Source organism: Candidatus Palauibacter australiensis, from assembly GCA_026705295.1.
Taxonomy (GTDB): Bacteria; Gemmatimonadota; Gemmatimonadetes; order Palauibacterales; family Palauibacteraceae; genus Palauibacter; species Palauibacter australiensis.
On the sequence record JAPPBA010000138.1, the window covers coordinates 1 to 19,563 of the forward strand.

At 69.7% G+C, this 19,563-nt stretch carries 19 protein-coding genes; 7 read left to right on the top strand and 12 right to left on the bottom strand.

The window, feature by feature from the left end; all coding sequences use genetic code 11:
* Together OXN85_11415 and OXN85_11420 are read left to right on the top strand one after the other, a co-directional pair.
* Nucleotides 1-991 (top strand): sialidase (locus OXN85_11415; GenBank protein ID MCY3600562.1); only part of this gene is annotated, 991 nt, incomplete at its 5' end.
* A 97-nt stretch (nucleotides 992-1,088) separates the two neighbouring features.
* The gene (locus tag OXN85_11420; GenBank protein ID MCY3600563.1) at nucleotides 1,089-2,729 is read left to right on the top strand and encodes an amidase; all 1,641 of its coding nucleotides are present in this window, start codon (nucleotides 1,089-1,091) and stop codon (nucleotides 2,727-2,729) included.
* Between the two features lie 39 nt (nucleotides 2,730-2,768).
* Here the strand turns inward: OXN85_11420 and OXN85_11425 are convergent, their stop codons facing one another.
* From OXN85_11425 to OXN85_11445, 5 genes are all read right to left on the bottom strand, one after another.
* The gene (locus OXN85_11425) at nucleotides 2,769-3,557 is read right to left on the bottom strand and encodes a hypothetical protein (protein ID MCY3600564.1); all 789 of its coding nucleotides are present in this window, start codon (nucleotides 3,555-3,557) and stop codon (nucleotides 2,769-2,771) included.
* Nucleotides 3,558-3,585: 28 nt separating this feature from the next.
* Nucleotides 3,586-4,455 (bottom strand): DUF4097 family beta strand repeat-containing protein, encoded by an 870-nt coding sequence (locus OXN85_11430; protein ID MCY3600565.1) that lies wholly within the window; start codon nucleotides 4,453-4,455, stop codon nucleotides 3,586-3,588.
* A complete protein-coding gene (locus tag OXN85_11435; GenBank protein MCY3600566.1) occupies nucleotides 4,455-5,207 on the bottom strand; it encodes a zf-HC2 domain-containing protein in 753 nt (250 codons plus the stop codon). Before OXN85_11435 ends, OXN85_11430 begins: the two co-directional genes overlap by 1 nt.
* Before the next feature lie 8 nt (nucleotides 5,208-5,215).
* Nucleotides 5,216-5,797 (bottom strand): RNA polymerase sigma factor, encoded by a 582-nt coding sequence (locus OXN85_11440; protein ID MCY3600567.1) that lies wholly within the window; start codon nucleotides 5,795-5,797, stop codon nucleotides 5,216-5,218.
* A gap of 79 nt (nucleotides 5,798-5,876) precedes the next feature.
* Nucleotides 5,877-6,761 carry a DMT family transporter gene (locus tag OXN85_11445; protein ID MCY3600568.1) on the bottom strand — a complete coding sequence of 295 codons (885 nt, stop codon included), beginning with the start codon at nucleotides 6,759-6,761 and terminating at the stop codon, nucleotides 5,877-5,879.
* Nucleotides 6,762-6,895: 134 nt separating this feature from the next.
* On the opposite strand from OXN85_11445, the gene OXN85_11450 reads away from it, so the two are divergent.
* Nucleotides 6,896-7,765, top strand: a complete 870-nt coding sequence (locus OXN85_11450; GenBank protein ID MCY3600569.1) for a cyclase family protein — start codon at nucleotides 6,896-6,898, stop codon at nucleotides 7,763-7,765.
* A gap of 99 nt (nucleotides 7,766-7,864) precedes the next feature.
* Nucleotides 7,865-9,628, top strand: coding sequence for a gamma-glutamyltransferase (gene ggt / locus OXN85_11455; GenBank protein MCY3600570.1), 1,764 nt, complete (start codon nucleotides 7,865-7,867; stop codon nucleotides 9,626-9,628).
* Nucleotides 9,629-9,668: 40 nt separating this feature from the next.
* Here ggt and OXN85_11460 read toward each other — a convergent pair whose 3' ends face one another.
* Together OXN85_11460 and OXN85_11465 are read right to left on the bottom strand one after the other, a co-directional pair.
* Entirely contained in the window at nucleotides 9,669-10,412 is a 744-nt protein-coding gene (locus OXN85_11460; GenBank protein MCY3600571.1) for a hypothetical protein, read from the bottom strand.
* A complete protein-coding gene (locus OXN85_11465) occupies nucleotides 10,409-10,984 on the bottom strand; it encodes a PadR family transcriptional regulator (protein MCY3600572.1) in 576 nt (191 codons plus the stop codon). Before OXN85_11465 ends, OXN85_11460 begins: the two co-directional genes overlap by 4 nt.
* Nucleotides 10,985-11,215: 231 nt before the next feature.
* Between OXN85_11465 and OXN85_11470 the strand changes: the two genes are divergently transcribed.
* The gene (locus tag OXN85_11470; protein ID MCY3600573.1) at nucleotides 11,216-12,061 is read left to right on the top strand and encodes a prohibitin family protein; all 846 of its coding nucleotides are present in this window, start codon (nucleotides 11,216-11,218) and stop codon (nucleotides 12,059-12,061) included.
* A gap of 143 nt (nucleotides 12,062-12,204) precedes the next feature.
* Nucleotides 12,205-13,146, top strand: coding sequence for a PDZ domain-containing protein (locus OXN85_11475; GenBank protein ID MCY3600574.1), 942 nt, complete (start codon nucleotides 12,205-12,207; stop codon nucleotides 13,144-13,146).
* Here the strand turns inward: OXN85_11475 and OXN85_11480 are convergent.
* Together OXN85_11480 and OXN85_11485 are read right to left on the bottom strand one after the other, a co-directional pair.
* Nucleotides 13,143-14,213, bottom strand: a complete 1,071-nt coding sequence (locus OXN85_11480) for a PA0069 family radical SAM protein (protein ID MCY3600575.1) — start codon at nucleotides 14,211-14,213, stop codon at nucleotides 13,143-13,145. The genes OXN85_11475 and OXN85_11480 overlap by 4 nt on opposite strands.
* A 181-nt stretch (nucleotides 14,214-14,394) precedes the next feature.
* The gene (locus OXN85_11485; GenBank protein MCY3600576.1) at nucleotides 14,395-15,018 is read right to left on the bottom strand and encodes a hypothetical protein; all 624 of its coding nucleotides are present in this window, start codon (nucleotides 15,016-15,018) and stop codon (nucleotides 14,395-14,397) included.
* Between the two features lie 152 nt (nucleotides 15,019-15,170).
* Here OXN85_11485 and OXN85_11490 point away from each other — a divergent pair, with 152 nt between their 5' ends.
* On the top strand, nucleotides 15,171-16,985 hold the full coding sequence (locus tag OXN85_11490) for an amidohydrolase (GenBank protein MCY3600577.1): 1,815 nt from the start codon (nucleotides 15,171-15,173) through the stop codon (nucleotides 16,983-16,985).
* Here the strand turns inward: OXN85_11490 and OXN85_11495 are convergent.
* The 3 genes from OXN85_11495 to OXN85_11505 all read right to left on the bottom strand — a co-directional run.
* Nucleotides 16,948-18,057, bottom strand: coding sequence for a hypothetical protein (locus OXN85_11495; protein ID MCY3600578.1), 1,110 nt, complete (start codon nucleotides 18,055-18,057; stop codon nucleotides 16,948-16,950). The genes OXN85_11490 and OXN85_11495 overlap by 38 nt on opposite strands.
* 31 nt (nucleotides 18,058-18,088) lie before the next feature.
* Entirely contained in the window at nucleotides 18,089-18,799 is a 711-nt protein-coding gene (locus tag OXN85_11500; GenBank protein ID MCY3600579.1) for a hypothetical protein, read from the bottom strand.
* Nucleotides 18,800-19,095: 296 nt separating this feature from the next.
* Nucleotides 19,096-19,563: hypothetical protein (locus OXN85_11505; GenBank protein MCY3600580.1), on the bottom strand; the 468-nt coding region annotated here is incomplete at its 5' end.

Here is a 19,563-nt window from a genome sequence, read left to right on the forward strand (position 1 = left end):
CGTGGGCACGTACGGGCGCGGGTTCTGGATCTTCGACGACCTGTCGCCGATCCAGCAGATGACGCCGGAGGTGATGGCCTCGGCCTCGCACCTGTTCGCGCCGCGCGACGCGTACCGCTTCCGGCCGATCACGCCCCCCTCGATCCCCTATGACGACCCCACGATCGGAGAGGACCCGGAGTACGGGGCCTCGCTCAACTACTGGCTCGCAGCGGCGGCCTCCGAGGGGCCGACGATCGAGATCCTGGATGGGTCGGGGACGGTCGTGCGCACGCTGGAGGGGCGGAACCGCGCGGGCGTGAACCGGATCCACTGGGACCTGAGGGACGAACCCAACGAGCCGATCCGGATGCTCACGCCGCCCAGGTACGCCGAGCACATCGAGGTCGGAGACGAGGGACGGCCGGCGCCGGGCGGGGCGCAGATCTCGGTGCTGATGCCGCCGGGACAGTACACGGTGCGGCTCACGGTGGACGGGGCGACGCACGAGCAGCCGCTCACCGTGCTGAAGGACCCGCATTCCGCGGGGACGGAGGCGGACATCGCAGAGCAGCTCGCCTTCATCCGCGAGGTGCGGGAGGACGTAGTGCGGGCCGGCGAGGCGGTGCATCGCGTCGAGGCGATGCGGGTGCAGCTTCGGACGCTGTCGCGGTTTGCGGAGGAGGAGGACCTCGCGGCGTCGGTCGAGGACTTGCGGCAGAAGCTGATGGAACTGCAGGAGACGATGGTCGACCTGCGCCTCACGGGGCAGGGGCAGGACGGCGTGCGCTTCGAGGCGCGGCTCCTGCAGAAGCTCGGCTACCTCGTCGGCGCGCTCTCCATCGCGGATTTCCGGCCCACGGACCAGGAGATGGAGGTGAAGGTCATCCTCCACGAGGCGCTGGAGACCCACCTGGCCGAGCTCGAAGAGTTGGTGCGGACGGATGTCGCGGCGCTCAACGAGACGCTGCGCGGCCTCGGCATGCTCATCATCACCGACGACGCGTTCTGAGCCGCGCCGCCGCCGGACGTTCCCGCGGGAACGTCTTTCGGACTCGGCGCGGCGGCGGATCGGGTGAGAGAGAGCCGCTGAAGAGGAGGAAGTCGCCATGATCGATCGACGAAGCTTCATCGGAGCCAGCGTTGCCGGAGGACTCGGTGCGGTGGCCGCGGCCTCGGGCTGCGCGCCGGAAGGCGGGTCAGACAGTTCCGCCGCCAGCGACGCGGGCGGTGCAGCGGCCGTGCCGCCGTTCGAGCTGGACGAGGTGACGGTCGACGAACTCCAGGCGAGCATGGCGTCGGGCGAGCGCACGGCCCGCTCGATCGCGGAGATGTACCTCGAACGCATCGAGGCGCTGGACGGGCAGGGGCCCGAACTGCGCTCGATCATCGAGACGAACCCCGACGCGCTCGCGATCGCGGACGAACTCGACGCCGAGCGCGCGGCGGGGAACGTGCGCGGCCCGCTGCACGGCATCCCCGTCTCGCTCAAGGACAACATCGACACGCACGACCGGATGACGACGACGGCGGGTTCGCTCGCACTGGAAGGCTCGATCCCGCCGCAGGACTCGTTCGTGGCCGCCCGGCTGCGCGAGGCGGGCGCCGTCATCCTCGCCAAGGCGAACCTCAGCGAGTGGGCGTACTTCCGGGGCGTGCGCGCGACCTCCGGGTGGAGCGCGCGCGGCGGCCAGTGCCGGAACCCCTACGCGCTTGACCGGAACCCGTGCGGTTCGAGTTCCGGCTCCGGCGTCGCGGCGTCGGCCAACCTCTGCGCGCTCACGGTGGGGACGGAGACGGGCGGCTCCATCATGTGTCCCTCCTCGAGCAACGGCATCGTGGGGATCAAGCCGACCGTCGGATTGTGGAGCCGGGCCGGGGTCATCCCCATCTCCCATTCACAGGACACGGCGGGCCCCATGTGCCGGACGGTTCGCGATGCGGCCGCCCTGCTCGGGGCCTGCACGGGCCTGGACCCGCGAGATCCCGCCACCTCCGCGAGCGAGGGCCGCGCGCACACCGATTACACGCAGTTCCTCGACGCGGCCGGGCTTCAGGGGGCCCGGATTGGGGTCGTGCGCAGCTTCCTCGGCTTCGACCCGCGCGTGCTGGCGCTGTTCGACGAGGCGATCGAAGCCATGCGGGCCGACGGCGCGGTCATCGTGGATCCGGCCAACATGGACGCCGCGGCGTGGAACGACCCTCTTTCGCTCGTGCTGCTCGAATACGAGTTCAAGGCCGACCTCAACGCCTACCTGGCCGGGCTGGGTCCGGACGCCCCGGTGACGAGCCTGGCCGAGGTCATCGAGTTCAACGAGCGGAACGCCGAGCGGGAGATGCCGTACTTCGGCCAGGAGCGCCTGATCGCCTCGCAGGCGCGGGGACCGCTCACAGACCCCGAATACCTGAACGCCGTCGCCACCATTCAGCGCGCGAATCGGGAGGATGGGATCGACCGCCTGGCGCGGGAGCACGAGCTGGACGCGATCGTCGCGCCCACGCGCGACCTGCCGTGGCCGACCGACCACATCAAGGGGGACCGGCTCGACGGGGGATCGTCCGCCGCGCCCGCCGCCATCGCCGGCTACCCCGACATCACGGTGCCGATGGGATTCGTGCGCGGACTTCCGGCCGGGGTCTCGTTCTTCGGGCCGGCCTGGACGGAGCCCGCGCTGCTGCGCATCGCCTACGCCTACGAGCAGGCCACGCAGCAGCGGAGGGCGCCGACGTTCGCCGCAACGCTCGGCTGATCCGGGACGCGGCGTTGCTTCGGGCGCCCGCCCGTAGCGTCAGCCGCCGCGGACGAGGGCGATGCTGCCGTTGACGGTACTCACCTCGATTTCCGGTCCGCCCGCGCCGATCTCGCCGGAGGCGGACTTGGGTCCCCAGCGCCCGCGGATCGTCAACGGAAACTCAGTGTCGATGGCGCCGTTGACCGTCCGAATGTCGACGTCGGCATCGGTGCCGGTCGGGAGCACGAGCCGGATCCCTCCGTTCACCGTCTTGAAGCGAAGGTCATCGGAGATCTCGCCCCCCAGCCGCGCCTCGATCTCCCCGTTCACGGTCTCCGCGGACACCGGGCCGTTGCCTTCCACCGCGATCCCGCCGTTCACGGTCCGCGCCTCCACGTCATCCGCGATCCCCCGTGCCTCGATCTCCCCGTTTACCGTTCGAGCCTCGAGTTCGACGCCCGCGGGCACCTCGACCGTGAATTGCACCTTCACGTCGTTGTTGTTGACGCTCATGCGGTAGTCGTCCCCCCGGCCGCAGCGGTTCGGGTCGCGCCCGCGCCTCGTCGGGTAGACGGCGCAGATCAGGACGCCCCGCGAGTCCTCGACCACTTCGATGCGGACCGAATCCGGATCGTCGTCGTCCCATTCCTTCGTGGCCCGGACTCGCACTTCGCTGCCGCTCGCCGCGCTCGCCGTGACGGAGCCGTTCACGCCCCGGATCGTGACCGCGTCTCCGCGATCCACGGATCCCTGCCATTCGAAGTCCTGGGCCCGCGCTTCCGCCGCCCCCAGGCACACCAGCCATGCCGCCGCCGCGGCGAGTCGTCGCACTGTATTCCGCATCACGCTGCTCCCGGTTCTCGTGGGTTCCTGGCTATCTCGTGGGTTCCTGACTATCGAGGTCGGGGGTGCGCTCCCCCGGCCGGACGAGGAGGATGTCTCCGTCGAACGACTTCAGCGTCACGGCGGCCGATCCATCGCCGACCGTGAACTCTCCTCCCCGCACGCTGCCTCCCTGAAACTGGACGGGGAACGATGGGACGAGTTCTCCGTCGAAGGTGGACACGGAGACGCGGGCGCCGGCGTCCTCCGGGACGGCGAACGTCACGTCGCCGTCGTGGGTGCTGAGCGAGTAGCTACCGTCGCCGTGAAGGGCGCCGTCGTACCAGACGTCGCCGTCCACGGTGGCGACCGAGATGGCGCGCGTGTCGGCGTTCGTGACGATGATGTCCGCGTCGATGCCGCTGATGCTCATGCCTCCCGCCACCTGATCGAGCCACACGTCGCCGTCCGTCACGCTGACCGTCGCGGTTCCGGTACTGGATATCGTCACGGAGCCGTCCAGCGTGGCGACGCTGACGCTGGCCGCGCCATCGATCTCTACGTCTCCGTCGGCCGTTCTCACGGTCACCGCGCCGCGGACGATGCCGGCGACCGTGACATCGCCTTCGTGTCCGACCACGCTCACGTCGACATCCTCCGGAAGCCAGATGAGCAGGTCCGCGCCGTCGCCGCTGGGGCTTGTGCCGATCCGAGTCGTGCCGCCCGAGGACTGTACGCGAATCGCGCCGTCATCGTCGTCGAGCACGACCCGCGCCTCGCGGCTGGCCGCGCCCATCACGCGGATATCTCCCTCGCGGTGTTCGATCTCAATGCGCGCGCCCTCGGGCACCACGAACGTCGTGTCGCGCGCACCGGGGTTCGTCGCTGCGAGAGCGGCCAGGACAACCGTCGCCGGGACCATCAGTCGGTCGCCGCGAGTTGAACGGCCTGGGCAAGGAACTCCGACTTGCGTCGCATAGTGTTCTCCATGTGTTGCTGGATGTAGGGGTCATCGGGCAGCTCGAGCAGCGCCGCCCGCGCGTCCTCGATGGCCCGGTCGATCGTCACGAGCGCGCGGCGAATGCGCGCCACCGTTTCCGGCGGCAGCGGCCGATCCGCGTCGAACAGCACGCGCTCGAGTTCGGCGATCAGGCGGGCGTATTCCTCGGCGCTCGATCCTTCGCCTTGCAGCGTCGAGGCGCTTTGCACGGCCGGCGGCAGGAGCGACGGAGCGCCGAGTCCCGGGGAGGCGCCCGCCGTGCCCAGGATCCCCGCGACATCGTCCCGCGCCACGGCCGTCCACACGAGGGCCCCGGAGAGCCACGCCAGCGCGATGCCGGCCGCGAGTTGAGGCGCGAAGCGCGCGATGAAGCGGGCGGGCGGCCCGCGTCGGGCCGGCGCTTCGGAGGTCTCGGGCGCCACGCCCGCGAGCCTGGCGGGCCGGACGCCGATCCGCGCCGCGATGCCGGGCCACAGATCCTGCGCCGGTTCGCGCGGCCCGAGCCTCGCGGCCCGCTCCACCACGGCCTCGAGTTCGGCGAGCGTCCGGGCGGAGTCCTCGCACCTCTCGAGGTGTCGTTCGATCAGGACCTCCTCCTCGACGCCGAGGTTGCCGTCGAGGTACTCCGAAAGACGGTCCCGAAAGCGATCCTTCCGCTGTTCTCGATCTGTCATCGGCTCAACTACCTCTCCAGGTGCCGTCTCAGAATCATCCGCGCCCGGTGCAGCTGGGACTTGGACGTGCCGGCCGTGATGGCCAACTGCTCCGCGATCTCGCGGTGCTTGTAGCCCTCGACATCGTGCAGGACGAAGACCTCGCGCGCCCCATCCGGGAGCCGTTCGAGCGCGACCTCGAAGTCGAGGCGGATCTCGATGCTGTCGTGCCGCGCCCGGGCCACCGCCAGTGGAATCTCGTTCGCCATCTCCCGTTCCCGTTGCAGCTTCAGCGCTCGCAGCCGGCTGCACAGGAGGTTCACCGCCAACCGGTAAAGCCATGAACTGAAGGCCGATTCGCCGCGGAACGTCCCGAGTTTCTCCCACGCCCGCACGAACACATCCTGCGTGAGTTCGTCCGCCCGTTCGCTCCCGGCCATGCGGCACGCGAGCCCATAGACCCGCGTCACGTGGGCACGGTAGAGGCGCTCGAACGCCTCGGCATCCCCGAACGTCGCCGCCCGCACGTCCGCCTCGACGCCGGCGGAAAGCTGCCCCTCCGCCCGCGCGTCCGGCCTGTGCTCCCGGGATTTGCCGTTCGGTTCGATCACGTCATCGTCCGCGTTCCGGTGTCGATCTTGAGACGCGCCCTCTGTCCGAAAGGTTGGAGGGTTGCCGGGTCTGCGTGCATTAGGGGTGGCCATCGGCGATGTCCGAGCGAGGTTCCAGCCGGAGCGAGAGGACTCCGGCGAGGATGAGCGCGGCGCCGAGCCACTGTCCGGCCGAGAGACGGTCGCCGAGCACGGCGGCGGCGAGCGCGAGGGTCACGGCGGGCTCCATGGTGGCGGCGGTCGCCGCCCGGCCCGGGCCGATCCACTGGATCCCGATCAGGAACGCCGTGATGGGGACGGCGGTCGAGAAGAGGCCGATCGCGCCCAGGAGGAGCAGCGGGGCGGGCGCGAGCGGCACGCCGATGCCTCCCGTGGCCAGCCCGGCTGCCGAGATCGCGATGGCGGTGGATGTCAGGGCCGTGGCCGTGGCGGAGATGGGTGGTAAATCGGCGAAGACGCCGTGGCTCCGCACGATCCACAGGGCCAGGAACACGACCGCGAGCATGACGAGTCCCACGCCCAGCGCATCCCCCCCTCCGAGTCCCGTGCCGACGGTCAGCGCGCACCCGGCGGTCGTGAGCGCCAGCGCGGCGATGCGACGCGGAGTCAGTCGTTCGCCGACCCAGAACCGCGCCAGGAGCACGGTCATCGCCGGATAGGTGAACAGGACGAGCGTCGCGACCGACGCCGGCAGGCGGTCGAGGCCCAGCATGTAGCACACTGAGTTAAGCGCGTACAGCAGACCGAGCAGGACGAGGCCGGTCCGTCGTCCGCGCGGGGGCCGGGGGCGCCCCGTGGCGGCCACGAAGATCCACAGAAACCCGCTCCCGAGCAGGAAGCGCCAAGCGAGCAGCGGCAGCACCTCGACGCCCTCCGCGAGTGCGAGCTTGGCGAAGATCGGCAGGGCCCCGTACCCGAGGGAGGCAAGGAATACGACGAGGAGGCCCCGAGTGATCTTGCGCATGGGCGAATCTCGCTTCGCCAACCGCGAGTCGCCACTTTCAGGGTCGGAACGACGCACCGGACGGCTCGGAAGGGAAGCCCCGGACGGCTGAGGGCGGAAGCCCCGGACGGCGCACGCGCGAAGGGAGAAGAGACATGACGATTTCGGAGCTTTCGCGCACGGCGGCGGCCGCCCTCGTCGGGTGCGCGGCGGCGGGCTGTTCGGTCTGGGTGGAGACGCCCGGCGAAACGCCGGCTGCCTCGGAGGACGCGGCCGTCGAAGCTCCGGGACCGCTCGACCTGGAGGGCTACGACCTTGTCGACCTCAGCCACGCCTTCGGCGACGAGACGGTCTACTGGCCGACGGACACCGCCGGGTTCGCGCTGCAGGAACTGGCCTTCGGCGAGACCGAGGGCGGCTACTTCTACTCCGCCTACTCCCTGGCGACGGCCGAACACGGCGGCACCCACATCGATGCGCCCATCCATTTCCTCGAGGGAGGGCCCGACATCGCAGCGATCCCGCTCAGGCGGCTCATCGGCCCGGCGGCGGTGATCGACGTGACCGCCCAGGCGGCCGAGGACGCCGACTACCGGCTGACCGTCGCCGATGTGGAGGCGCACGAGGCGGAGCACGGCCCGATCGAGCCCGGGAGCATCGTCCTCCTTCGCACGGGGTGGAGCGCGCGCTGGCCCGACGCCCTCTCCTACCTCGGCGACGACACGCCTGGCGACGCGTCGCAACTCCACTTCCCGAGCTACGGCGAGGCCGCCGCGCGCCTCCTTGTCGAGGAGCGTGGAGCCGCCGCCCTCGGAGCCGACGTCGCCTCCATCGACTACGGACCCTCGACCGATTTCATCGTACATCGGATCGTTGCCGCGGCGAACGCGCCCGGTCTCGAGAATCTCACGAACCTCGACCGCCTTCCGGCCCGCGGCGCGACGGTCATCGCACTGCCGATGAAGATCTCGGGAGGATCGGGCGCCCCCCTGCGCGCGGTCGCGCTCGTGCCGCCTTCGAATTGACCGCCCGCTCTTTCCGGCCGCGCGCAGCGGCCCGACATTGCCCGCGATCGCGCGACACTGCGCGACATTGCCCGCGAGACCCGTAGAGGAGGCCCCCAGATGCCCGGGAAGCACGCGCCACTGCCCAGGAAGCACGCGTTCCGGTTCGCCGTCCGCACCCTCGCCCTGTGCGTGTCCGGCGCCATGGTCGTCCTCGCGCCGCTCGCCGCCCAGTCGGGTCGCATGGCGGCGCCGTCGCCGGGAGGCATGGTCGTGAGCAGCCATTATCTCGGCTCGGAAGCGGGCCAGGAGATCCTCGAGAGGGGCGGGAACGCGGTCGATGCCGCCGTCGCCACGGCCTTCGCCCTCGCCGTGACCCTCCCTTCGGCCGGCAACGTGGGCGGCGGCGGGTTCCTCGTGTATCACGGGGCGGACGGGGAAGTGACGACGTTCAATTTCCGCGAGAAGGCAGCGCTCGCGGCGACGGAGCGCATGTACCTGGGCTCGGACGGCGAAGTCCGGGACAACTCGAACCACATCGGCCTGCTCGCCATCGGCGTGCCGGGCACGGTGGCCGGGATGTGGAAGGCGCACCAGCGCCTCGGCCGACTGCCCTGGGCGGATCTTCTCGAGCCCGCGATCCGGCTGGCCGAGGACGGCATGCCCTCGACGTGGGCGATGCAGAACTGGCTCCGCTCTCTGCCCGGCCGGGCGGGACCGCTCTATGACGCGACCCGCGCGGCCTTCCTCAAGGACGGCGTCCGCATGTACGAGCCGGGGGAGACCTTCCGGCAGCCGGACCTCGCCGAGACGCTGCGCCGCATCCAGAGCGACGGGCACGACGGCTTCTACCGCGGCAAGACGGCGAAGCTGCTGGCCGACTTCATGGCCGAGCACGGAGGCCTGATCACGGAGGAGGACCTGGCGCTCTACGAGGCGGACGAGTTGACCCCGATCCACGGGACGTACCGGGGCTACGACGTCTATTCGATGCCGCCGCCCAGCTCGGGCGGGACCGGGCTCGTGGAGATGCTCAACATCCTCGAGGGGTACGACCTGGCCGGGATCGGACACAATTCCGCAGTCTACCTGCACCTGCTCACCGAGTCGATGCGGCGCTCGTACGCGGACCGGGCGCTCCATCTCGGGGATCCGAAGTTCAATCCCGACATGCCGCTCGAACGTCTGACCTCCAAGGAATACGCCGGCCGCCTCCGGGCGAGCATCGACATGGAGAGGGCCTCCAGGAGCGATTCGGCGGCCTTCAACGGGGCCTTCCTGCAGGCGAGCGAGGAGACGACCCACTACTCCGTCGTGGACTCCGACGGGAACGCGGTCGCGGTCACGTACACGCTCGAGTTCGGCTACGGGTCCAGCATCGTCGTCCCCGGCGCGGGTTTTCTGCTGAACAACGAGCTCGGCGACTTCAACGCGGTCCCGGGCCGCACGAACTCGCGCGGCACCATCGGGACGCCGCCCAATCTCGTGGCGCCGGAAAAGCAGCCGCTCTCCAGCATGACGCCGACGATCGTCGCGCGTGACGGCCGGCCGGTGCTCGCGATCGGGAGTCCGGGGGGAAGGACGATCATCAACACCACGCTGCAGGTGGTGCTCAACGTCATCGACCACGGGATGACCGGATCGCAGTTCGGCCGGGCCATCGAGTCGCCTCGCATCCACCACCAGTGGCTGCCCGACGTGACCTCGTTCGAGGAGTGGGGCTTCTCGCCCGATACGAAGCGTCTCTACGAAGGCATGGGACACGTGACGCGGACCCGCGGCGGGCAGGGGCAGGCGATGGGCATCTACATCGACTGGGATACGGGACTTCGCTGGGGCGCCTCCGACAGCCGCGCCTTCGACGGCGGCGCTCGCGGAAACTAGCGCCCCCTCCGGCGCTGACGCGGAGTGTTATCCCGGCCGGCTAGCCGGGAGCCGCGCGGCGTGAGGCGGGCCCGAACTTCCGTCGGTAGCGCCGGGTCCAGATGAAGATGGCCGGAACGCCGAGGGCGGTTGGGAGCAGCCACGGCACGAGGGCCAGCGGCCCCGCGATCGCGAACTCCCACAGGCGCGGCGCGCCGAAGACGGCGAACGCGGTGTGGAACGCGATGCCACCCGCCAGCATCGACGCCATGTGGCTGTAGAACCAGCCCATGGGCTCCGAGCCGGGCTTCCTCATGAGTTGCAGCATGCGCAACCCGGTGAGAAGGCCGATCGGACTCAACCCCAGCAGGATCGGCGAGACGCTGGACCACATCCCCAGCGCGAACGCGATGACCGTGACGCTCCCCGCGATGGACGCCCAGGCGAGGGCTTCGTGGAACGGCGTCCGCAGCGCTTCCGGCACCCGCCGTGTGGCCACGGCCCGCATCGCCTGGCGCACCGCCGCGAAGGTCGTCACGCCGAGGTAGCCGAGGAACAGGGGGAGACCGTAGAGATCGGGCCGTTCCGCCACGCCGATACCCTGACCCAGATGGGACGCGAACCGTCCCGCCGCCAGAACGACCGCCGACAGCGTCACCACGTAGGCGCACCACGTGTAGACGAGTCCCGCCCGCACGTGCGCCCGGCCGCCCTTGCGGGCGAACACCGGGATCCAGAACGCCACCAGACCGACGAAGCCGGCCGCCACGTGTATCCGGAGGAGAGCGTCGAGCACGGGGGTCATGGCGCGGGCTCCGGCGGGAAGGAGAGCCGCCGGTCGATGGCTGCCAGCGTCAGGTCGCACCAGTTCACCTTCGCACCGATGGAATCGATCCCCATGCGCAGCGTCGCGAAGCGGTGGAACCCGTCGTCGCTGTACCGGTCCGGGCGGTCGCCGTGCGCAGCGAAGATCTTCCGTTCGATCGCCCGCAGCTCCGCGAGCCGGCCCGCCAGATGATCGCGCAGGTCCACCATGAAGGCGCGTGTCTCGCGAAGGTCGTCGACCGCGCTCATGAAATAGAGTTGCGCGAGGTAGGCGAACCGCTCCGCGCCGACCGCCGGCCCGCCGCGCACCCAGCGGCGCAGTTCCGCCCGCCCCTCCCGGGTCAACGTGTACACGCGGCGGTCCGGCCCCTTCGGGGAGGGTTCGAGCCGGCTTCGCAGCAGCCCGCGCTCTTCGAGCCGCTTGAGCGTGGGGTAGATCTGGCTGAGTTCGGCCGACCAGAAGTGCGCGACGGTCTCGTTGAAGGCGTCCTTCAGGTCGTACCCGCTCGCAGGTTCCCGCAGCAGGCCGAGAAGGATGTGGTCGAGGCTCATGGGAACCGTCCAGGGCACGCTATATCAGTATCGATATAGCTTACTATATAATCTCTGCTATACCCTGGTCAACACGAATGATCCTCCCGCCAGGAGTGTAGTACGCCGTACGGTTCCGCCCCGCGAGGTGGGAAGGGCGCGAGCGCGGGCTTATCTTGCAGTGAAGGCAAGCAAACACCGTCCGCGCGGCCTCGGCGCCCGCGGGCACTGCTCGGTTTTGGGAGGACGAGAATGGCTCAATCAGTGAAATCGCTTCGCATCGGCACGGTGGCCGCCGTCGCCGGGGTTCTCTTCGTGCTCATCCTGTTCGTGTTCGGCTTCAACCGCGTCGACGAGTACGAGGTGGCGGTCAAGCGGAACCCGGTCACCGGCGCCGTGGCGCCCCGCCCCTACACGCAGGGCCTGTACCACAACGTCCTGCGCTCGTGGACGAACTATCCGCTCCGCGAAGTCCAGTACCCGGCCGGCGGACAGGCCGAGCGCCTGGACGCCCTCACTTCGGACCAGCTCCAGATCGCGGTCGACGCGGCCTACCGCTACCGCATCAACCCGGACAGCGCCGTCCACCTCTATCTCACGGTGGGGAACGAGAACGCCGTCGCCTCGTTCGTCTACAACACGTATCGGTCCGCCATCCGGGACGCGATCGCGGAGATCGAGGCCTCGGACATCCTGTCCACCAACCGGACGGGCATCTCCGGCCGCATCGAGGCGCTGATGACGGACCGCCTCAACCCGCGCGGGCTCGAGATCACCGATTTCTTCGTGCGCGAGGTCGTGCCGCCGGAGACGATCCGCGAGGCGATCGAGGCCAAGCTGTCGCGCGAGCAGCAGGTGCAGTCCGAGGAGTACCAGACCCAGGTCGTGGTCGAGCAGGCGAACCAGCAGCGCGCGGAGGCGGAGGGGATCCGGGATGCGCAGGACATCATCGCGGAGAGCCTCGCCGGCATTTCGGGCCAACGCTACCTGTACTGGCGCTACCTGGAGATGCTCGGGCGGATCGGCGAAGGGAGCAACAACATGGTCATCGCGCCGACCGAGGGAGGCATCCCCCTCTTCTTCGCCCCGGACCGCTAGCGCAGACCGCAGGCGGTTCTCGCCACGGGTCGCCGGAGTCGGGCAACCGACGGCCCTCCCCGGGGTGTCCGATCCTTCAGGAAACGAGGCCGAAACGTAGGCCGTGGTTCACCACCTGGGGGAACGGTCCCGAGGGAGGATACATGAAGAACTGGAAGGATTCGCTCGCCGTCGGGCTTGCCGTGGCGCTGGTCGCCGGGTTGCCCGCGGGTTTGGCGCCGGCCGCGGCCCAGGAAGAGGACGAGGGCGGGCGGCGCGAACAGGTCCAGGTGGCCTTTTCCGGGGGTGGCGGCTACCTCGGTGTGCAGATCCTCGATGTCGACGGGGAGCGCGCATCGGAACTCGGGATGTCCCGCCCCTACGGTGTCTACATCGACCGGGTCATGGACGGCGAACCGGCGTCGGAAGCCGGCATCGAGGAGGGCGACGTGGTGGTGGCCTGGTACGGCGAGCGCGTCGAGAGCGTGGCGGAACTTCGCCGGCTGCTGGGCGAAACGCCGCCGGGGCGCGTTGTGGATCTCACCGTGCTGCGCGACGGAGCGGAACGCGACGTGTCCGTCGAACTCGCGGAGCGCATGGGCTTCTTCTCGGGGACCGGTGGGATGACGTTTGTGTCCCCGCAGATCGACCTGTCGCGCCGCGTCGTGGACGCGTCGCGTGAAAGGGTGCGCGCCGCCCAGCTCGCCGAGCGGGCGCGCGAAATGGAGGTCCGGGTTCGGGAGGCGCAGGAAGGCGTTGCCGAGGGTCTGAGTCGCGTCTTCTACCTTTCGGGTCGGCTGCGACTCGGCGCGAGCACGCAGAGCCTCGGCGACCAGCTCGCGGAGTACTTCGGCGTGGAGGGCGGCGTCCTCGTCACCTCCGTCCACGAGGACACGCCGGCGGCGGAGGGCGGCCTGCGGGCGGGCGACGTGATCGTCGGACTCGGGGACGAGGACGTTGACGACCCCAACGACCTGCGCCGGGCGCTCGCGGATCTCGACCCGGGGGAGGTGTCGCTCCGCATCGTCCGCGACGGCGCGCAGCAGACGCTCACCGTTGAGTTGGAGGACGAGCGTCCGTTCAGGTTGCGGCGGGGGGCGTACTAGTCGAACAGACCCAGTTGGGGGCCGGCCCGTGGCGGCCGGAAGTGTTCCGCCGAGAGGTCGTAGTCGCGCGGCTCGATCCCGTGCTTCGCACGCGCGAGTGAGAAGAGCCGCGCGACCTGTTCGGCGAACGGGCCGCGCCCGCGCATCCGCTCGCCGAAGGTCGACGCATAGAGGCTCCCGCCTCTCAACTCCCGCATGCGGTTGAGCACCTTCCGAGCCCGGTCCGGGCAGTTGCGCCGCAGCCAGTCCTCGAACAGCGCCGCGACCCCGAACGGAAGTCGAAGCATGATGTAGATCGCCCGCCCGGCCCCCGCCTTGGTTGCCGCCTCCAGGATGGCCGGGATCTCGTGGTCCGTGAGTCCGGGAACCACGGGCGCGACGTTCACGCCCACCGGGATACCCGCATCCGCCAGCCGCGCGATCGCGGCGAGCCGCCGCTCGGGCGTCGAGGCCCGCGGCTCCATCTTTCGCTGCAGCGAGCGGTCCAGCGTCGTGATGGACAATTGGACCTGCACCGCGTCATGGCGCGCGAGTTCGCGCAGGAGATCGATGTCCCGCGTCACTCGGTGGTGCTTGGTCACGATCCCGACCGGGTTCCGGGCTTCGGCCAGCACCTCGAGGCAGCGACGAGTGATCCCGAGGCGGCGCTCCACGGGCTGATACGGGTCCGTCACCCCGCTGAGCACGAGCACCTGGGGCTTCCAGCGGGGTGAGGCCAGTTCGCGCCTGAGCAGTGCCGGGGCCTCCGGCTTCGCCAGAATCCGGCTCTCGAAGTCGAGTCCCGCGGAGAGCCCGAAGTACTCGTGCGTGGGTCGCGCGTAGCAGTAGGAACATCCGGTCTCGCAGCCGCGGTACGGGTTCAGGCTGGCGTCGAAACCGAGGTCGGGACTGTGGTTGTAGGAGATGATCGAGCGGGATCGGTCCTCCAGGATCTCCGTCCGCGGATCCGGGTCGGACGCGAGCGTCCACGCCTCCCGCTCGATCGCGAGGGGGAGGAAGCGGTTCGCCGGGTTGTGCGCGCTTCCGCGTCCGCGAATCGAGCGCCGTCTCTCCGAAGCTCCGCCCATCGTCTCTCGAATGATGTATTTCGGTATTTATTCGGTATTCAGGGCTATAATGGCGAATGGGCCGTCGAAGCGTCAAGTCCCGCGAGTCGGCGCGGGGCCGCTCGGGGCTGGGCTGCGACGCGGGGCTGGGCTGCGACACCGGGGCTGGACTGCGACGCGACGCTGGCCGCGCCTGCGGAGACTAGAAGCTGATGCCCAGCCGGAGGGTCAGGGCGTCGTGCCGGGGTTCCCCATCGCCGCGGAGTACCTGCGACCCGATGGCGACATCCGACTCCATCAGCGAACCGATCCCGAATCCGTAGCGCACCTCGGGCCAGAGCCGGAAACCGAGGTCGAGTTCGAGGCCGACGCCGAACTCCGCACGCACCGGGCGTGCCGTGAGGAGGTCGTCCACACCCGAGAACGTGCTGGACGGGAAGGTGAGGACGGGCCCGCCCAGCACGTAGGGCTGAACGGCCGGCAGGGGGAGCCGGAGGCGGAAATCCAGCGGGATCTCCAGCATGTCGATGTCGAACTGGATCCGTTCGTCGCCGGCCATCGCGACGAGCTCCGGCATGCGATGGTAGATGAGGGCCGGCCGGATGGAGAAGGTCGCGAGATTGAAGTTCAGGAACACCCCGACGTGATACCCATCGGTGATATCCGTGAGATCGAATCCGTTCTCCGGCAGGAACTCCGCGAGCGTGTCGCGATTGTAGCCCGCGAGGATGCCGATCTGGGCCGCGGCGTTTGCCGGGAGCGCGCACATCAGACCCAGCGCGAGGCCGGCTCCCCACCTTCCGACGCTGCGCGTTTTTCCCAGCATGTCGGTCTTCTCTCGCCTCGTTCGCGTAAGGTCCGGCGAGCGCCCGCGCGCCCGGCGGATTCCCGTCTAAAACGTACCCGCGTGACCCCCGGCAGGATAGCTGAGCGGGCGGCTCCCGGGCGAGTTCTGTGCGCCGTACATGGCGTGCAGCTATGATGAATCGAACCGGTTACTTCAAGGTCAGCGACACCATGATTCGAAAGCGCGAAGTTCCGTCCGTTCTGGCTCGACCATTCCTCCTTCTGACCCTCGCGGCCTGCGCGACCGACGCCGGGGATTCGGCTGAGGCGGGCGGCGCGACGATCGCGGATCCGCCAGCGGGGGTGGCTGAACTCGTCCTCACCAACGGGAAGATCGCGACCCTGGCGGGCGAGGGCGGGGACGTGGTCAGCGCGCTCGCGTCGAGGGAGGGGCGGATCGTCGCGCTCGGGGCGGACGACGACGTCTCCGGATGGATCGGGGAAGGCACCGAGGTCATCGACCTTGGGGGTCGGCTCGCGATCCCGGGGTTCATCGAAGGTCACGGTCATTTCATGGGTCTGGGGAACGCGCGCATGATCCTCGACCTGACGACCGCCGACACCTGGGATGACATCGTCAGCCTGGTGGGCGAGACGGCTTCGAGCGCGGAACCGGGCGCCTGGATCAGCGGCAGGGGCTGGCACCAGGAGAAATGGAGCGAGCCGCCGGATCCGATGGTCGAGGGGCAGCCGGTCCACGACGGTCTCAGCGCGGTGAGCCCCGCCAATCCGGTCATTCTGACGCATGCGAGCGGGCACGCCTCCTTCGTGAACGCGAGGGCGCTCGAGTTGGCCGGGATCGACGCCGACACGCCCAACCCGCCGGGCGGTGAGATCGTGCACGACGCGACGGGGCGGCCCACCGGCGTCCTGAGGGAGACCGCGCAGCGGCTGGCGCGGGCGGCGTTCGCCGAGGAGGAGGCGAGCCGCTCCGAGGCCGAGCGCGAGGAGCGGGCCCGCGAACAGGTGCGGCTCGCGAACGAGGAGCTGCTTCGGAAGGGGGTCACGAGCTTCCAGGACGCGGGTTCCGGCTTCGGGACGGTGGACCTGCTCAGGACGCTAGCGGACGAGGGCGCGCTGCCCGTGCGGCTCTACGTGATGTTGCAGGGCGGGATGGAGACGCTCGAGGGGCGGTTGGACGACTACTACATGGTGGGATATGGAGGCGACCGGCTCACCGTGAGGTCGATCAAGCAGGTCGCGGATGGGGCGCTCGGGTCGCACGGCGCCTGGCTGCTGGAGCCCTATGCGGACATGCCATCCTCTATCGGCCTTCCGACGACGCCGCCTGAGGAGATCGAGCGCATCGCGCGGCTCGCGATCGAGCGGGGCTATCAGGTCAATACGCATGCGATCGGCGACCGCGCGAACCGCGAGGTGCTCGACCTGTACGGGCGCACGTTCGCCGACCACGCGGACATGAGCGACCTGCGCTGGAGGATCGAGCACGCGCAGCATGTGAATCCGGCGGATATTCCGCGCTTCGCCGAACTCGGGGTTATCGCCTCCATGCAGGGCGTCCACGCCTGCTCCGACGGTCCCTGGATCATCCTCCGGCTCGGGCCGGGCCGGGCGCGCTCGGGTGCCTACGTGTGGCGGGACTTCATGCGGGCTGGAGTCATCGTGACGAACGGCACGGATGTCCCGGTCGAGGACGCGGACCCCCTGGCGAGCTTCCACTGCACGGTCACGCGCGTGATCGAGGGGGGCGAGACCTTCTTCGAGGGGCAGGCGATGACGCGCGAGGAGGCGCTGCGTTCCTATACGTGGGCCAACGCGTACGCCGCGTTCGAGGAAGACCTCAAGGGGACGCTTGAAGTCGGGAAGCTGGCGGACATCACGGTCCTGTCCCGCGACATCCTCACGATTCCCGCGGACGAGATCCTGGAGACCGTGGTCGACTACACGATCATCGGCGGTCGCACGGAGTACAGTCGGGGGAGCTGACGACCCCGTGTTCGATCTGACTGCGGAGGACCCAGTCGTAGTCGGCCGAGAATAACGCCTCCCGGGGATCGGCGTGGGGCCAGTCCTCCAGCGGGATGAACGCGCCCGCGATGGAACCCATGCCGCCGTCCTCGATCACCGCGTCGAACGGGTTTCGGTACTCGACGGTGATCCGGTAGCGGTGTTCCGGGACGACGAGCGCGCCCACGCCGCGCCCCTTGTACATGAGCGCCGGGATGTCCACGACGTGCCCGGCCTCGTCGAGGTTGGGCCGGATGTCGTACAGCACCTCGCCCGTCGACAGGTTCTCGAAACGGAGTCGCGAGGCGTGCGCGTGGAGATGGCCCCCGAGCCCGATGATGAGCCCGCCGATCGCGGGACTCGCGTCCCATGTCTTGACCGAATGTCCGGGCGGCAGGTCCCAGGCCTTCGTCGCGGAGACCTCGGGGTACATCGCGTCGAGATGAAACGGCGCGACCGGGTAGACGGGCAGGCGGGCGAGGCGCTCGTACTCCAGCGTCAGGTGGACGGTGACGCCCTCGTAGTCCGCTTCCGTCGGATTGTGCAGCATCGTGAGCGCGAGGAATTTCGAACCGCCCTTCATCGGAATGCCGAACAGCCATCCGGGGAAGCTCACGGGCCGCGTCTCATGGCTCGCCGCCAGGACGCGCAGCATGATCGGCAGGAACAGTTCCCGCCGCCCGGGATCGAGCAGGTTCATGTGATGCAGCACGACGCGCGGGACCGGCGCGCCGTCGCCGTCGATGATGTGCGTGCGATAGCCGCGGATCGTCAGGTCGAAGGGGATGACGCCTTCCTGCACAGGCAGCTGCGCCATGTGATGGGATGAGCCGGCGGGGAGGTCGATCGGTCCGAGGATGACCGCGAGCTCCTTGCGTTCCGGGTCGTCCACGACCCGGATGCTCGCCGTCGACGTAGTCGGCCGGCCGCCTTCCGGCGGCGCGGCGTGGCCCGCATGCATCTCCTGCGCGCACAGGGCGGGGACGACGCCCGCGAGCGAGGCCGCCGCCAGCAGCCCGGCCGCCGCGGCCCGCCTGGACCGGCGCGTCATGGGTCCCGGTGTCGTCTCCCGGATCCGCGCGCTACCGGCCGCCCTCGAACTTCTGCAGATCCTCCAGCAGGTCGAGCAGCTTCTCGAGCCGTTGCTTGATCTTCTCCCGGTCGAGGTTGGCATCGACGTCCAACCGGACCTCGGCTTCATCCAGCGCGGATCCCGTCTCCGCGGCCTTGAGGGAGAACGTCTCGCCGTGTCGCGCGGCGCGCAGCCTGACGTCCACATCGGAAGATCCGGCGGGGGCCTTCACGGTCCGGTCGATCCAGAGTCCCCCATGTCGCGCCGGCGACGGAGGTCGGGCGGCGATGCGCAACGCTCCGAGTCCCTCGACCAGGCGCTGTGCATGGATGTCGTCGATTCGCGCGACCCGCGCGCCGGCCACATTGGATCTTGCGTCCATGCGGATCGTGATGCGGCCGTTGTCGATGATGGCCACGTCCGCCCGGCTGTGGGCCGCGCGGTGCCCGAGGCGGTCCAGCCACGCCCCGATGGCACGCTCGATGCCTCCGTTGATCCGACCGGCAGTATGCGCGGTCCGGCGCAACTGCTCCGCGGCGAACCGGGGGGCGCGGAGCGAGCCCGGCGGATCGGCCCGTTCGACAAGGTTGGCGATGCCCTCCAGAGTCGCCGTGCTCGCCTTCGCCGGCCCGGGCACGCTCGCGAGGTGGGAAAGGGCGGCCCAGACACAGATCGCGAGGGCCCAGAGGGTGAGAGCGGCGGCGACTCTTCGAATGAACATCACGTCGGCTCCAGGGAGGAGGTCGGGTGTCCTTCTGACATACGCCAGGGCGCGCGGTCAGGTTCCAACCCCGGCAGCCCGTGGCAAAACCCCGCGTCAGCGCCGAGAGCGGTGCAGCGCTCGCCTGACAAGGAGCGACGAGGGAGAATAGCCGCACTATTTGACCGAGGAGCGACGCAGAGCGCAGCGTTTCAGGCGAGATGCAGCGCCGCTCGAACGCAGCGGGGCTTTTGCCACGGGCTGCCAGGACCGGGTCCCGATCCGAAAGGTTGTCCGCCGCCGTCGACGGCCGATGGCTACGGCGGCGGGTCGTCGGCGGGCCCGAGGAGCAGCGTGCCGGTCACGCGCGTCGGCCGCAGCTCCCCGTCGCTGTCGTGGAGTCGCAGCAGCGTGACCTGGATGCGGGCCGTCACGTCCGCCCCGGAGACGTCTAGCCGCAGGGAGTCCGGCGGCAGTTGCACCCGTCCGGGCGCGGTCGTGGTCCCGGAGCGCCCGGCGCGCGCGATGAGTTCGGCGAAGGACACCGTGGCCAGTGCGTCCCCGCCGAGCCGGATCGTCGTTCCGAGACTGTCCGCGGCGGCCTCGAAGGTGAGGGAGTCGCCCTCGAACGGGTAGCGTCCCCCGAGGAGGTTACGCTCGAAGACGGCCCGGTCGAAGCCGGACACGTCGACCGCTGCGTTCCGCCCCCCCGGTGCCGAGATGTCGACGACCCCGAAGGGATCCGCGAGCAGTCCCTCGGAGGGCACGAGCCCGAAGTGGTCCGC